Origin of the sequence: Amycolatopsis sp. NPDC051716, assembly GCF_040681595.1 — a bacterium.
In the GTDB taxonomy this organism is placed as follows: Bacteria; Actinomycetota; Actinomycetes; order Mycobacteriales; family Pseudonocardiaceae; genus Amycolatopsis.
This window is the reverse complement of sequence record NZ_JBFAZA010000028.1, coordinates 44,283-57,704: the sequence shown is the minus strand read 5'-3', so window position 1 is coordinate 57,704 and position 13,422 is coordinate 44,283. Positions and strand designations below refer to the sequence as shown.

10 protein-coding genes are annotated in these 13,422 nt (G+C 75.5%); 6 read left to right on the top strand and 4 right to left on the bottom strand.

The annotated features are described in order from the left end of the window. Positions 1 to 112: 112 nt before the first annotated feature. A complete protein-coding gene (locus tag AB0M30_RS32180) occupies positions 113 to 943 on the bottom strand; it encodes an SDR family NAD(P)-dependent oxidoreductase (RefSeq protein ID WP_364591465.1) in 831 nt (276 codons plus the stop codon). Next, positions 940 to 1,932 (bottom strand): alpha/beta hydrolase family protein, encoded by a 993-nt coding sequence (locus AB0M30_RS32175; protein ID WP_364591650.1) that lies wholly within the window; start codon positions 1,930 to 1,932, stop codon positions 940 to 942. Before AB0M30_RS32175 ends, AB0M30_RS32180 begins: the two co-directional genes overlap by 4 nt. Positions 1,933 to 2,328: 396 nt before the next feature. Here AB0M30_RS32175 and AB0M30_RS32170 point away from each other — a divergent pair, with 396 nt between their 5' ends. From AB0M30_RS32170 to AB0M30_RS32155, 4 genes are read left to right on the top strand one after another with little or no spacing between them, the layout of a single operon-like run. Next, positions 2,329 to 3,009 (top strand): hypothetical protein, encoded by a 681-nt coding sequence (locus AB0M30_RS32170; protein WP_364591462.1) that lies wholly within the window; start codon positions 2,329 to 2,331, stop codon positions 3,007 to 3,009. Positions 3,010 to 3,027: 18 nt separating this feature from the next. Beyond that, a complete protein-coding gene (locus tag AB0M30_RS32165; RefSeq protein ID WP_364591459.1) occupies positions 3,028 to 4,731 on the top strand; it encodes a fatty acyl-AMP ligase in 1,704 nt (567 codons plus the stop codon). Next, positions 4,728 to 9,326, top strand: coding sequence for a beta-ketoacyl synthase N-terminal-like domain-containing protein (locus AB0M30_RS32160; protein ID WP_364591457.1), 4,599 nt, complete (start codon positions 4,728 to 4,730; stop codon positions 9,324 to 9,326). The genes AB0M30_RS32165 and AB0M30_RS32160 overlap by 4 nt, the downstream gene beginning before the upstream one ends. Continuing rightward, on the top strand, positions 9,317 to 10,780 hold the full coding sequence (locus AB0M30_RS32155; RefSeq protein WP_364591454.1) for an MFS transporter: 1,464 nt from the start codon (positions 9,317 to 9,319) through the stop codon (positions 10,778 to 10,780). Before AB0M30_RS32160 ends, AB0M30_RS32155 begins: the two co-directional genes overlap by 10 nt. Before the next feature lie 25 nt (positions 10,781 to 10,805). On the opposite strand, the gene AB0M30_RS32150 is transcribed toward AB0M30_RS32155, so the two are convergent. Then, positions 10,806 to 11,264: a MarR family winged helix-turn-helix transcriptional regulator gene (locus AB0M30_RS32150; RefSeq protein WP_364591451.1), complete on the bottom strand. Its 459-nt coding sequence runs from the start codon at positions 11,262 to 11,264 to the stop codon at positions 10,806 to 10,808. A 54-nt stretch (positions 11,265 to 11,318) separates the two neighbouring features. Here AB0M30_RS32150 and AB0M30_RS32145 point away from each other — a divergent pair, with 54 nt between their 5' ends. After that, the gene (locus tag AB0M30_RS32145) at positions 11,319 to 11,762 is read left to right on the top strand and encodes a nitroreductase family deazaflavin-dependent oxidoreductase (protein WP_364591449.1); all 444 of its coding nucleotides are present in this window, start codon (positions 11,319 to 11,321) and stop codon (positions 11,760 to 11,762) included. Next, positions 11,759 to 12,958: an FAD-dependent oxidoreductase gene (locus tag AB0M30_RS32140; RefSeq protein ID WP_364591446.1), complete on the top strand. Its 1,200-nt coding sequence runs from the start codon at positions 11,759 to 11,761 to the stop codon at positions 12,956 to 12,958. Before AB0M30_RS32145 ends, AB0M30_RS32140 begins: the two co-directional genes overlap by 4 nt. On the opposite strand, the gene AB0M30_RS32135 is transcribed toward AB0M30_RS32140, so the two are convergent. Further along, complete coding sequence (locus AB0M30_RS32135) at positions 12,928 to 13,389, bottom strand: SRPBCC family protein (RefSeq protein WP_364591443.1); 462 nt, start codon at positions 13,387 to 13,389, stop codon at positions 12,928 to 12,930. The two genes, AB0M30_RS32140 and AB0M30_RS32135, sit on opposite strands and share 31 nt — an antisense overlap. Between the last annotated feature and the right edge of the window lie 33 nt (positions 13,390 to 13,422).

Here is a 13,422-nt window from a genome sequence, read left to right as displayed (position 1 = left end):
GCCCAGCGGTGGGTCGGACTCGGCTGGCCGTTCACCGCACTGCCGCCGCACGGCCCCAGCCACAGACCCGGCCAGCCCTCCGCCGCACCACCGCCAAATTCCCAGCCACGCCTCATCGCTTGGCCGCCGTCAGGTGGTACCGCACCCGGAACGGCAAGCTCGCCAGCACCGCCGCCAGCCGGGCGTCCCGGCCGACCAGATAACGCGGGGCCGGCCGGCGGGACGTCAGTGCCCGGACGACCGTCTCCGCCGCACGGCGTGGTGGCACCCCGGTCCGGGCCGAGCGGGCCGCGCTGCGTTCTGCCGTCGCCAGTTGCTCGGTGTACCTCTCCAAGGCCGCCGGGGGCAACCGCTCGCGGACCTCCTCCGCCGCCGCGCGGGCTCGGGGCCAGATCGGGGTGGCCACCGCTCCCGGCTCGACCAGCACCACCCGGATCCCCTCCGGGGCGAGCTCCGCGCGCAGGCTGTCGGTCAAGCCGACCAGGGCGAACTTCGACGTGTGGTACGGCCCGACCATCGGGCCCGCGATCCGGCCGCCGATGGAGCCGATCGTCACCACGCGCGGGGATTCCGCGCGCCGCAACGCCGGCAGCATCGCGCGCGTCACCGCCAGCTGGCCCGTGACGTTCACCTCCAGCTGCTCCCGGAACGCCGCCAGCGGCACGTGCTCGAGCGGCCCCGGCCGCGCCACTCCGGCGTTGTTCACCAAGCCCCGCAACGGCCCCGCCGCCGCGACGCGCTCTCCGCACCGGGCGACCGACTCCGCGTCACGCAGGTCCATCCGCAGCACCGTGACCGCGTCGCCGTACGCGCGCTCGAGGTCCGCTTCGTCCGCGTCGGTGCGTACGCTCGCCCACACGTGCGCGCCCCGCCGGAGCAGCTCCGCCACGCAGGCGCGGCCGATCCCGCCCGCCGCCCCGGTGACCACGTAGGACGGCTTCACGACGCCAGCACCCGCAGCATCCGCGGCCACGTCTTGTGCAGCTGGTCCTGCCAGTACGCCCACTGGTGCGTGCCCGGGCCGTAGAGGTCCGTCGTCACCGGGACGCCGAGGTCGCGCAGCCGGCCGGCCATCGCCGTCGTCTGGGCGCCGCAGAGGAACTCCAGGAGCATCGCCCCGGGCAGGACGTCGATCGGGAGCTTGGCGTCGAGCGGGCCCGGCAGCCCGTTGCCCGCCGAGAGGTACAGCTCGGTGCCGCGCAGGCGGTCCGCGTTCACCAGCGGGTCGTGCGCTTCCCAGCGCGCGGCCTCGCGGCGGCGGTCGCCCCACAGGGCCTCGGGGTCGAGGTGGGCCGACGCGACGATCGCGCTCGTCAGCAGGTCGCCGCCGGCGCCGGCCGGGTTGACGTTGCCGCTGAAGGAGGCCGCGTAACGGAACACGCCCGGCCGCCGCGCGGCGAGCTCGAGCGCGCCGTACCCGCCGAGGGACAGGCCGGCGGCCGCGCGCCGGCCGTTGCCGCGGTAGCCGCGGTCGATCAGCTGCGGCAGTTCGACGGCGGTGAAGGTCTCCCACTGGTTGAGCGCGAGGTCCTTGCCGTAGTTCCACCAGTCGCTGAAGAAGCCCGCGGATCCCGCACCGGGCATGACGACCAGGACACCGGCGTCGTCGGCCAGCCGCCGGACGTCGGTGTTCGCGCTCCAGCCGCGGTAGTCCTGCAGCCGGGTCTCGCCGGCCAGCAGGTAGACCGCCGCCCAGCGCCGGTCCGGCTCGGCCGCCCAGGTCCGCGGCAGGATCAGCCGGACCATCGTGTACGCCCCGGCTCCGGCCGAGCGCACGGTCAGGTCAAGCACCCGCGCGTCACCGTCCACAGTGGTCTGGGCGACGACGTGCGAGCCGTCGTCGGCCCGGGCGTCCGGGACGCCGGCCGCGGCCGAGGCGGGAGTGCCGGGCAGCGCGCACACCGCCGTCGCCAGCGCCGTGAACCACCTCACAAAAGGGCGCATGCGTTTCCTTTCCCGATCCTCGAAGGTGCGGCCAAGCTAAAGGAAAGTCGACCGGAAAAGCAATTGTCCTGTCCACGATGTGAGCGGACAATGTGAATGCCAGGGAAACGAACTCCCCCGCACGGGTGAGGCGGTAGTCGCGCAGGGTGACCAATCTCGGACGGCCGTGCCACAACCCGGTACCGAACTCGCCAGTAACCTGCAATCCGGCAGCTCACGCGCTGTGCCCGAGGATGTTTACGCGGTCTTGAGGTGCTTCCGGTAACCGATTTCCCCGCGTAGCCTTCGCCGTGCCGCCGGATCGGACGTCACTCGAGGCGTCCCGGCGAAGGGCTCCAGCGCCGGGGCCACACCTCCCCGAGAATGCTCCCGGAAGGGTTCCTCATGGCTGCCCGAATTCGTTTTCCTCCGGCCCGCTTCGCCGTCCTCCTGATCGCCGCGGCCGCCGTGGCCACCATTTCACCCGCAAAACCGGCCACGGCGGTCCCGGTTTCCGGACCGCCCGCCGGGCCGCCACCCGTGCCGCCGGCCGCGCTGCTGCCCGCCGAGGCCGTCCCCGGGCAGCCCGCGGCGCGCGAGGTCTTCGACGTCGCCACCGCACTGTCCACTTCGGACCGGAGTGCCGGCGGGGAGTGCGCCGACGTCGTCCACGGCCGGCTGCTGCGCCCCGGCGCGGTCAGCGGCCAGGGCTTCCAGACGGCGGTCCCCGGCGGGCAGCTGTCCGAACTCGTCGCCCGCACCCCGCAGCCGCCCGACCTCACCGCCTGGGCCGTGCAGGCGCGCCGCTGCGCCCGCGTCACCGCCGACGACCAGGACCTGCCCACGGTCTCGACCACGACCGTCGCGGCCGGCCCCACCGTTCCCGGCGCGCAAACCCTGTCCTACCAGCAGGTACTGACCCTGCCCGGGCAGCCGGCCGAGCTGCCCGGGCTGCGCCTGCGCACAGTCGCCATCGCCGCCGACGGCGTGCTCGTCCTGCTCCGCGACGCCGGAGCGACCGACCTCGACCTCGACACCCTGGCCGTCGCCGCGTGGCAGCACGCGGCCCCGCGGCTGGGCCGCTAGCACCCGCAAGGAGAACCCATGTCCCAGGAGAACTTCCCGGCGGTGGGCGGCGACACCCTGACCGCGTGCCTGCGCCACTGGGCGGCGACCACGCCCGACGCCCCCGCCCTCACTTTCGCCGACTTCGCCGAGGACCCCGCGGGGCGGCGGCGCACCCTGTCCTGGCGGCAACTGGCCGAGCGCGTCGACGCCGCCGCGGGCGCGCTGCCCGTGTCGCCGGGCGACCGGGTCGCCGTGCTCTGCCCGCAGGGCCCGGACTACGTCGTCGGGTTCCTCGCCGCGATCACCGCGGGCGCGATCGCGGTGCCCCTGTTCGATCCGGGCCTGCCCGGCCACGCCGGACGGCTCGCCGCGGTCCTCGCCGACTGCGCGCCGTCGGCCGTCGTCACCACGGCCGGCGCCCAGCCGGGTGTCGAGGAGTTCGTCGGCCGGGACACCGCCGTCGTCGCGGTGGACCGGCCGGAACCGGCGCGAACGTGGCCGGCGCCCGCCGCGGCCCCGGACGACGTCGCGTACCTGCAGTACACCTCCGGTTCGACGCGCAGCCCGGCCGGCGTGGTGCTGACCCACGCCAACGTGCTCGCCAACGTCACCCAGGTCGTGCGCGGCCTCGGCCTCGATCCGGCCGCGGCCACCACGGTCTCGTGGCTGCCGCTGTTCCACGACATGGGGCTCGTCCTCGGCCTGATCACGCCCCTGGCGCTGGGCCTGCGCTCGGTGCTGATGGACCCGCTGGCCTTCATCGAGCGACCGGTCCGCTGGCTGGAGCTGCTGGGCGACCACGCGGGCAGCTGGAGCGCGGCCCCGAACTTCGCCTTCCACTACTGCGCGAGCCGGATCCGCGAGGCCGACCGCGCGCGCTTGCGGCTCGGCCGCGTCGCCGCGATCGTCAACGGCGCCGAGCCGATCAACCCCGACGTCCTCGACCGGTTCCACACCGCCTTCGCCGCCGCCGGGTACCGGCCGGAGCTGACCCGCCCGGCGTACGGGCTGGCCGAGGCCACCGTCTTCGTCACCACCGGCCCCGCCGCGACCCCGCGCGTCACCACCTTCGACCGCGACGCCCTCGCCACGGGCACCGCGCGGCCGGCCGAGGATGGCATCCGGCTCGTCGCCTGCGGTGCCCCGGCCGGGCAGCTCGTCGCCCTCGTCGACCCGGACACCGGGGTCGTGCGCCCCGACGGCTCGGTCGGCGAGATCTGGGTGCACGGGCCCAACGTCGGTGCGGGGTACTGGCGGAAACCCCTGGAGAGCACCGAAACCTTCGGCGCCCGGCTGGCCGGCGACGGCCGGTCCTGGCTGCGGACCGGCGACCTCGGCGTCCGCCACGAGGGCGAGCTGTACATCGCGGGCCGGATCAAGGACCTGATCATCGTCGACGGGCGCAACCACTACCCGCAGGACGTCGAAGCGACCGCCGCGTCGGCCGACCCCGCGATCCGCCCCGGCAGCGTCGCCGCCTTCGCGGTCGCGGGCACCGACACCGAAGCCGTCGTCGTGGTCGCCGAACACCGCGGCCACGCGGAGCTGACCGAACCCGCCGAACGCGCGCTCGCCGCCGCGATCCGGCGGCTGATCTCCGACGCGCACGGGCTCGCGCTGCGGGACGTGCTGCTCGTGCCGCCCGGGCGGGTCCCGCGCACGTCCAGCGGCAAGATCGCGCGCGGCGCCTGCCGCGACCGCTACCTCGCCGGCGACTACGGAAAGGCACTGGCGCGATGAGCGAGCCGACGACCGACACCCTGCGCCGCTGGCTCCTGGACACCGTCGCCGAACACACCGGCGTCACCGCCGAGCCCGACCGGCCGCTCGGCGACTACGGCCTGTCCTCCCGCCAGGCCGTCGGCATCGCCGCCGACCTCGAGGACCGGCTCGGCCGGCGGCTGCCGGCGACCCTGCTGTGGGAAAGCCCGACCATCGACCACCTCGTCCGCAGCCTGGCCGGTGCCGAAGAGCCGGACGTCCCGGCCGCCACGGACCGCCGCCGGACCGACCCGGTCGCCGTCGTCGGCCTGGGCTGCCGGTTCCCTGGCGCCGACGGGCCCGGCGAGTTCTGGGACCTGCTGCGCGGCGGACGCGACGCGGTCCGGACGGCGCCGCCGGGCCGCTGGAGCGCCGAGGCGGCCCCGGTGCTGGGCGGGTTCCTCGACGACGTCGCCGGGTTCGACGCCGAGCACTTCGGCATCACGCCACGCGAAGCGGCGACGATGGACCCGCAGCAGCGGATGCTCCTGGAGGTCACCTGGGCGGCGCTGGAGCACGCCGGCATCGCGCCGGCGTCGCTGCGCGGCAGCCGGACCGGCGTGTTCACCGGCATCGCCACCCACGACTACGGCCACCTCACGATGACCGGCGGCTCGCCGGACCTGTGGACGGCGACCGGTGCGGCGGGCAGCATCGCGGCCAACCGGCTGTCGTACGTCTACGACCTGCGCGGGCCGAGCATGGCGGTGGACACCGCATGCTCGTCGTCGCTGGTCGCGGTGCACCACGCGGTGCGCGCGCTGCGTGACGGCGACGCGGACCTGGCGCTGGCGGCGGGGGTCAACCTCATGCTGCTCCCGGGCCCGACGGCGGCGTTCGCGGCCGCGGGCCTGCTGGCTGGCGACGGCCGCTGCAAGACGTTCTCGGCGGCCGCGGACGGCATCGCGCGCGCCGAGGGCTGCGGCGTCGTGGTGCTCAAACGCCTGGCCGACGCCGAAATCGACGGCGATCGGGTGCTCGCGGTGATCCGGGCATCGGCGGTCAATTCCGACGGCCGCTCGAACGGCCTGGCCGCGCCGAACCCGCTGGCGCAGCAGGCGATGCTGCGGGAGGCGTACCGGGCGGTCGATCCGTCCACTGTGGACTATGTGGAGGCGCACGGGACCGGCACGCTGCTGGGCGACCCGATCGAGGCACGCGCGCTGGGCGCGGTGCTGGGCGCGCGCCGTGCGGCCGCGGCGCCGTTGCTGATCGGCTCGGTGAAGACCAACATCGCCCATGCCGAGGCGGCCGCGGGGATCGCCGGGCTGATCAAGGTGGTGCTCGCGATGCAGCACGGGATCCTGCCACCGCAGCTGCATTTCGCGGCGCCGAACCCGCACATCGCGTTCGGTTCGCTGGGGCTGCGGGTGGTGACCGAGCCGACGCCCTGGCCCCGCCACACCGGCCGCGCGACGGCCGGGGTGTCCGCGTTCGGGTTCGGCGGGACGAACGCGCACGTGGTGGTGGAGGAGGCCGCGGCGCCGGACCTGGGTCAGGAGCGCGGCCGGTCCGGCAATGGCGCTTCGGGGCGGAACAGTGCCCAGCCGACCGGCACCGGCGTTGCGGGGCGGAACAGCGCCCAGCCAACCGGGACCGGCGCTCCAGGGCGGAACGGTGTCCAGCCGACCGACACCGGCGCTTCAGGGCGGAACAGTGCGCCGCCGACCGCCACCAGCGCTTCGGGGCGGGACAATGCCCAGCCGTTCAGCACCGGCGCTCCGGGGCGAATCGATGCGCAGCCGTTCAGCACCGGCGGTGTCCGGATCGGGCTGCTGTCCGCGCGGACCCGGGACCGTCTCACCGAGCGGGCCACCCAGCTGGCGGACTGGCTGGACTCCCCCGCCGGGCGCCGGAGTTCGCTCGCCGACGTCGCCCACACCCTGTTCCGGCGCGACAACTCCGGCCCGCACCGGGCTGCCGTCGTAGCCCCGGACCACCGCGAGCTCGCCGCGCTGCTGCGAGCCGTCGGAGATCGCGCCGACCCCCTGCCCGCCGGTGCCGTCACCGGTGCCGCCGTCGCCGGGGAGGGGCCCGTTTTCGTCTTCTCCGGGCATGGGTCCCAATGGGCCGGGATGGGCCGGCACCTCCTGGCCGTCGAGCCCGCCTTCGCCGCGCAGGTCGACAAGCTCGGCGACGCCTTCACCGAGCACACCGGACGGTCGTTGCGCTCGCTGCTCACCGGCGCCGCTCCCCGGACGCTGGCGGAAACCCAGCCGGCGATCTTCGGGACGCAGGTCGCGCTGGCCGCGCGGTGGGAGGCGTTCGGGGTCCGGCCGGCCGCCGTCCTCGGGCACTCGCTCGGGTCCGCGGCCGCGGCCGTCGTGGCCGGGGTGCTGACCGCCGACGAGGCCGTCCACCTGGTCGCCACCCGGGCCCGGCTGCTGGAAACGGCCGGCCCGGGCGGCGCGATGGCCGCGGTCGAGCTGACACCCGACGAGCTCGCCGAGCACCCCGGCGTCGAGCTCGCGGTCGACTCGGCGCCGGGTCAGGTGACCGTCGCCGGGGACGCCCAGGTGCTCGACCGCCTGGTAGCCGAGCTCGAGGCCGCCGGGCGGAGCGCGCGGCGGCTGCCCGTCGGTGTCGCCGGGCATTCGGCCGGGGTCGAGCCGGTCCTCGGCGCCCTGCGCGACGCGCTCGCCGAGCTGGGTGGCCGGCGGCCGCTGGTGCCCTGGTACGACACGGTGCTGACCGACCCGCGCGAGCTCCCGGACTTCGACGCCGGTTACTGGGCCGCGCACCTGCGCCGCCCGGTCCGGTTCCGCCAGGCGGTCACCGCGGCGGCCGCGGACGGCCACCGCGTGTTCGTGGAGGTGTCTCCGCACCCGATCCTGCGGGGATCGCTGGCCCGCACCCTCGAAGCGGCCGGGATCACGGACGCGGTGGTGACGGGCACCCTCCGCCGCGGCCAGGACGAGGTCCGCGCCTTCGCGGCGGCCGCGGCAACGCTGTACTGCGCGGGCACCCGCATCACGGCAACCACCCCGGACGACGGCGCCCAGCTCACGGACGTGCCCCCGATGCCATGGCGCCACGAGCGGCACTGGTACACGGACACGCGCACCGACACGGACAACGCCGAGCAGCGCCCGGCCGCCGCCGGTGAGCGGCTCGCCGCATCAGGCACCGCGACCGCAGCTCCGGGCCACTCTGCCCGGCTCACCGCACCAGCCACCGCGAGTGCCTCGGCGGGAGCCACCGCGACCGCCCCGGCCATAGCCGCCGGACCCCACGCCACTCCGGGTCGTTCCGCAAGCCACCCCACCGAACCCACCCCACCAGCCACCGCCGGCGATCGCCTCGCCGCCATCGTCGCCGCCGTCATGGGCCTGTCCCCCGACCGCCTGGACCCCGATGTCCCGCTCGTCGACCTCGGGCTCGACTCGCTCATGGCCAACCGGATCCGCGAAACCGTCCGGCGGGAACTCGGCGCCGAACCCGATGCTGCCGCCGTTCTCCGGGGAGCCACCCTCGCCGACCTCAACCGCGATCTCGCCCCCCGCGGGGACGAACCTCCCGCCCGGGGCCGGGCCTGGGACGCCGCCGATCGCCTGGTCCTCCGGCTCTGGCGGCAGCACACCGGCACCGAGGCCGCCGGCCCGCACGTCCGGCTGACCAGCACCCCGCAACCCGAGCAGCTGGCCCAGTTGCTCGCCGACGGCCTCGCCACCGAACTCGACACCCCCGTCGACCCGGCGGACCTCCTGCGCCACGACTCGCTCGCCGCCGTCGCCGATGTCGCGCGGGCCCTCCTCGACACCCGCGAGGCACGCGGGCCCGTGCACCTGCTCGCACCCGGCGACGCCGGCACCCCGCCCCTGCTGCTGTTCCACCCCGGCGGCAGCACCTGCACCGTCTACCGCCCGCTGCTGGACCGGCTGCCCGCCGGCGTCCCCTGCGTCGGCTTCGAACGCGTGCCCGGCGCCGGCATCGAGGACCGCGTCGAACGGCTCCTGCCGCTCGTCCGGGCCCGTGTGCCCCACGGCCCCTACCGCCTCGCCGGCTGGTCGTTCGGCGGCGCCCTCGCCTACGGCGTCGCCGCTCGGCTCGCCGACGAGGGCGAGCCGGTCGAGCTCGTCGCGCTCATCGACACCATGCTGCCGCTGCCCGAGCCGGACCTCGATCCGCGCGCGTCGTCGGCCCGGCGGTTCCTGCGCTTCACCGGCTACGTCGAAGGCACCTACGGCCGGACCGTCCGGCTCGGCCACGACGAACTCGCGCCGCTGCCCGAAGAAGAACAGATCGAGCTCACCATGCGCCGGGTCGCCGAAGCCGGGTTGCTCAGCCCCGGCGTCCTGCGGCACCAGCACCAGTCCTTTTTGGACACCCTGGCCGCGGAACGCGGGACACCGCGGCCCTACGACGGCCGCGTGGTGCTGTACCGGGCCACCGAACCGTACGCCGCCGGGCTCGCGATGGAACCGCGCTACTCCCGCACCGACCCCGCGGCGGGGTGGGACCGGCTGTGCCCGCGGCTGGAGATCGTCCCGGTCGCGGCGCACCACCTGTCGGTCGTCGACCCGCCCCACGTCGACGTCGTCGCGCGGCACCTCGCGGACCTGCTGTGGCCGTGACGCACGCGGGCGTCCGCGCGTGGCCGTTGCTGGCCGTGCTCGGCGCCGGCCTCTTCCTGGTCGCGGTGGACGCGACCGTGCTGCACGTCGCGCTGCCCGACCTCGTCCGGCAGCTGCGGCCCGGTGCGGCCGCGCAGGTGTGGATCGTGGCGAGCTACCCGCTCGCCGCGGCGCCACTGCTCCTGCCGTCCGCCACGCTCGGCGACCGCTTCGGACGGCGACGCGTGCTCGTCACCGGCTACGCGGTGTTCGGGGTGGCGTCGCTCGGCTGCGCGCTCGCCCCCGGCGTCCCGGCGCTGCTCGCCGCGCGTACGACTCTCGGCGTCGGCGGCGCCCTGATCATGCCGGTGACGATGGCGCTGCTGCGGGAGCTGTTCCCGGACCGGCGGCGGCGGCGCACCGCCATCGCGGTGTGCAGCGGCATCGCCGGGACCGGCTCGGTGTTCGGGCCGGTCCTCGGCGGGGTGCTCGTGCAGGTGTGGGGCTGGCGGGCGACGTTCCTGGTCAACCCGCCGGTGATCCTGGCCGCGGTCGTGGCGGCGCTGCGGTGGCTGCCGCGGAGCCCACCCGGACGTGCGCCGTGGGACGCGCTCAGCGCCGTGCTGGCCGCCGGCGGGGTGCTCGGGATCGCCGCCGCCGTCGGGCCGTCGGGGGGCGGCTTCGCGGCGGGCGCCGCCGGGTGCGTTCTCCTCGCGCTCTTCGTGCGCCGCCAGCGGCGGGCCGAAACACCCCTGCTGGACCTGGCCTTGTTCGGGCGGCCGGGGGTGCCGGCCGCGGCCGGCGGGATCCTGCTGGTGATGAGCACCCTGGTCGGGCTCGGGCTGCTGCTCGCCCAGTACCTCCAGGTGGTGCTCGGCCTTTCCCCGACCGCCGCGGCCGCCCGGCTGCTGCTCGTGCTCGGCGCGTCCGCGGCCGGCAGCGTGGTGGCGCCGGCGCTGCTGGAACGGTTCGGCACCACCCGTGTCCGCACGGCGGGGTTCGCGCTCGCGGCGGCGGCCTTCGGCATCCCGGCGGCAGGCGGGCTCGTGTCGCCGTGGTGGCTGGGCGGGGCACTGGCCGGTTCGGGCTTCGGCATGGCGCTCGCGCTGACGTCGAGCACGGACACGCTGCTGTCGGCCGCCCCCGCCGACCGGGCGGGCGGCGCGGCCGCGGTCGAGAAGACCGGCTACGAACTCGGGGCGGGCCTGGGCACGACGGCGTTCGGCTCGCTGGCGGCGGCCGTCTACGCGGCCCACCTGGTGCTGCCACCCGGCGTGCCCGACGCGGCGGCACGGCTGGCTTCGGCCGGACCGGCACAGGCCGAAGCCGCGGCCCACGACTTCGCGGCGGCCACCGAGCTGCTCACCGCCGCCCGGGCGGCCTGCACGGCGAGCGTCCAGGTGGCCGCGTCCGTCGCTTGCGGGCTTTTCGCTGTCGCGGCTTTGTTTTCGGCTCTTCGAAGAGCCGACGTATAGGTCGTTATACGAGCAGGGCTGCCGGCTAACCCGCGCCCGGCGGCTCGGCGGCGTAGACGCGGAGGATCTCCGTGGTGTCGCCCAGGAACCGCGCCACCACTTCCGCCTGCCCCGGTGCCAGGCCGTCGGTCAACCGGGTGATGGCGTCGACGAGCGGGGCCAGCGCGGCCCGGACCTCGGTGCGGGCCGCCTCGCTGACGACGAGGGTCACCCGCCGCCCGTCGCGCGGGTGCGGGTCGCGGCGGACGTGCCCGGCGGCCTCCAGGCGGTCGACGAGCACGGTGGCCGACGCGGACCGGATCTTGAGCGCGTGCGCGAGGTCGACGGTGCCCATCGGCCTGCCGGTCGCCAGGTGCTGCAGCGCCTGCACGTCGGTCGCCCCGAGGCCGAGGCGCCGGGCCAGGGCGATCTGGACGTCGTGCGCGAGGGTGAGGAGCTCCCGCAGGGCGAGGTTCACCCGGAGCGTCACGGGACTGTCTTCCACCCGGTCATTCTAGGTTAGCTAGACAATCTAGCTAGTTTTGCTACCGTGGAAGACGTGGACGTCCGAGCGATGAACGCCGAAATGACCGCGAAGCTGATCGATGCCCCCGCCGAGCCGCCGCCGGACGGCGGGTACGCCCTGCGCGTCGTCGAGACGCGCGGCCGCCGCACCGGCGAGCCGCGGCGGGTGCCACTGGCCGTGGTCGCGCACGACGGCGGGCAGTACCTCGTCTCCCCGGTCCGCGACCGCGACTGGGTGGAGAACCTCCAGGCCACGCCGGAGTGCGCGCTGCTGTCCGGCGGCCGCTGCGAGGACCGCCGGGCCGATCCGGCCGGCGGCGAGGAGGCGGCCGCGGTGGTCGCCGCCTACCTGGCCGCGATGTCGGTGCCGTGGGCGATCCGGGCGTTCCCGGTCCCCCAGGACGCCACCCCCGCGCAGATCCTCGAGCACCTGCCGGGCATGGCGGTGTTCCGGCTGTCCACAGTGGACGAGCCGTGAGCGTCGCGATCGCGGGCGGCGGCCCGGGCGGGCTGCTGCTCGGCTACCTGCTCGCCCGCGCCGGCATCGAGGTCACCGTGCTCGAGTCGCGGTCCGGCTTCGACCGCGACTTCCGCGGCGACTCGCTGCACCCGTACACCCTCGAGCTGCTCGACCGGCTGGGCCTGGCCGAAGACCTGCTCGAACTCGACCACTTCAAGGCGCGCTCGTTCCGCTTCCACACCCCGGCCGGCGTCTACCGCGCCGCCGACTACGACCGCCTCCGCACGCCGTACGGCTACGTCGCCCTGATGCCCCAGGTGCGGTTCCTCGACTTCCTCGCCGAGCGGGCGAGCGCCCTGCCGTCGTTCACGTTGCGGACCAACGCCAAGGTCACCGGGCTGCTCGAAGCGGGCGACGGCACGGTGACCGGGGTGCGCCACCGCGGCGGCGAACTCGCCGCGTCCGTCGTCGTCGGGGCCGACGGCCGGTTCTCCACCGTGCGGCGGCTGGCCGGGCTCGAAGCCCGGTCGCTCGGCGCGACCACCGACCTGCTCTGGTTCCGGCTGCCCCGCTCCCCCGCCGATCCGCCGGACGCGGACCTCGACCTCTACTTCGGGCGTGACGCCTACATCGGCGTCCTCGGCGGCGTCCGCGACTGGCAGGTCGGCTACAGCATCGAAAAAGGCGCTTACCCGGCCCTGCGCGAGCGCGGGGTGGAGCCGATCCGCGCGTTCGTACGGGAACGCGTGCCGTGGCTGGCCGACCGGGCTCACCTGCTCACGGACTTCTCGCAGACCACGCTCCTGTCGGTCGACATCTCACGTGTGGACCGCTGGTACCGGCCGGGCCTGCTGCTGCTCGGCGACGCGGCGCACGTCATCTCCCCGGTCGGCGGCAACGGCATCCTGATGGCGGTCCAGGACGCCGTCGCCGCGGCGAACCGGCTGGTCCCCGCCTTCCGCCGCGGCGGCGTCACCCCCGCGGACCTGGCGGGCGTGCAGGCCGGCCGGATCCGCGCGATCGAGCGCGTGCAGGCCGACCAGGTGCGGGTCGAGCGGCGGGCGGCCACCGCCCGGGCCCGTGGCCGCGGCGCCGCACCTCCGAAGCTGCTCAAGTACCTGTTCGCCGTGCCCGCGGTGCGCACCCGGGCCGCCCGCGGCAACGCCTACGGGCCGGTCCCGCCTCAGCTGGACGAGTCCCTCTTCTCGTCGTAGGAGGTCCAGCCGCCCTGGCCTTCGGCCGCCTCGACGTCGGCGTCGGCGGACGCGGCGTGCGTCATCGCGGCGACCGTCTGTTCGAGGCCCTGCTGGACCTCGTCCCCGTCCGCTTCCCGGACGCTGTGCAGCGTGACGGTGATTTCCGAGGATGCCGGGCCGTCGTCGCGGATGCGCAGCTCGCCGTGGTAGTCGTCCGGGCCCTCCGCGCCCCAGGTCAGCGACCGGGTCGCCGCGTCGGTGTGCAGCCACGCCTCGCTCGCGACCCGGTTGCCGTGCACCTCGGCCTCGACGTGGACGCTGTCCCCGCCCCTCGGCTCGGCGACCTTCATCTGCGGGAAGTACCGGGGCAGGTTCTCCGGGTGGCTCAGGAACGCGAACAGCTCGTCCGCGGGGATGTCGGCGGTCGCGCTGTGGCGGTACTCGGTCATCGTGTCGCTCCTCATCGGGTCCGAATCGTGCCC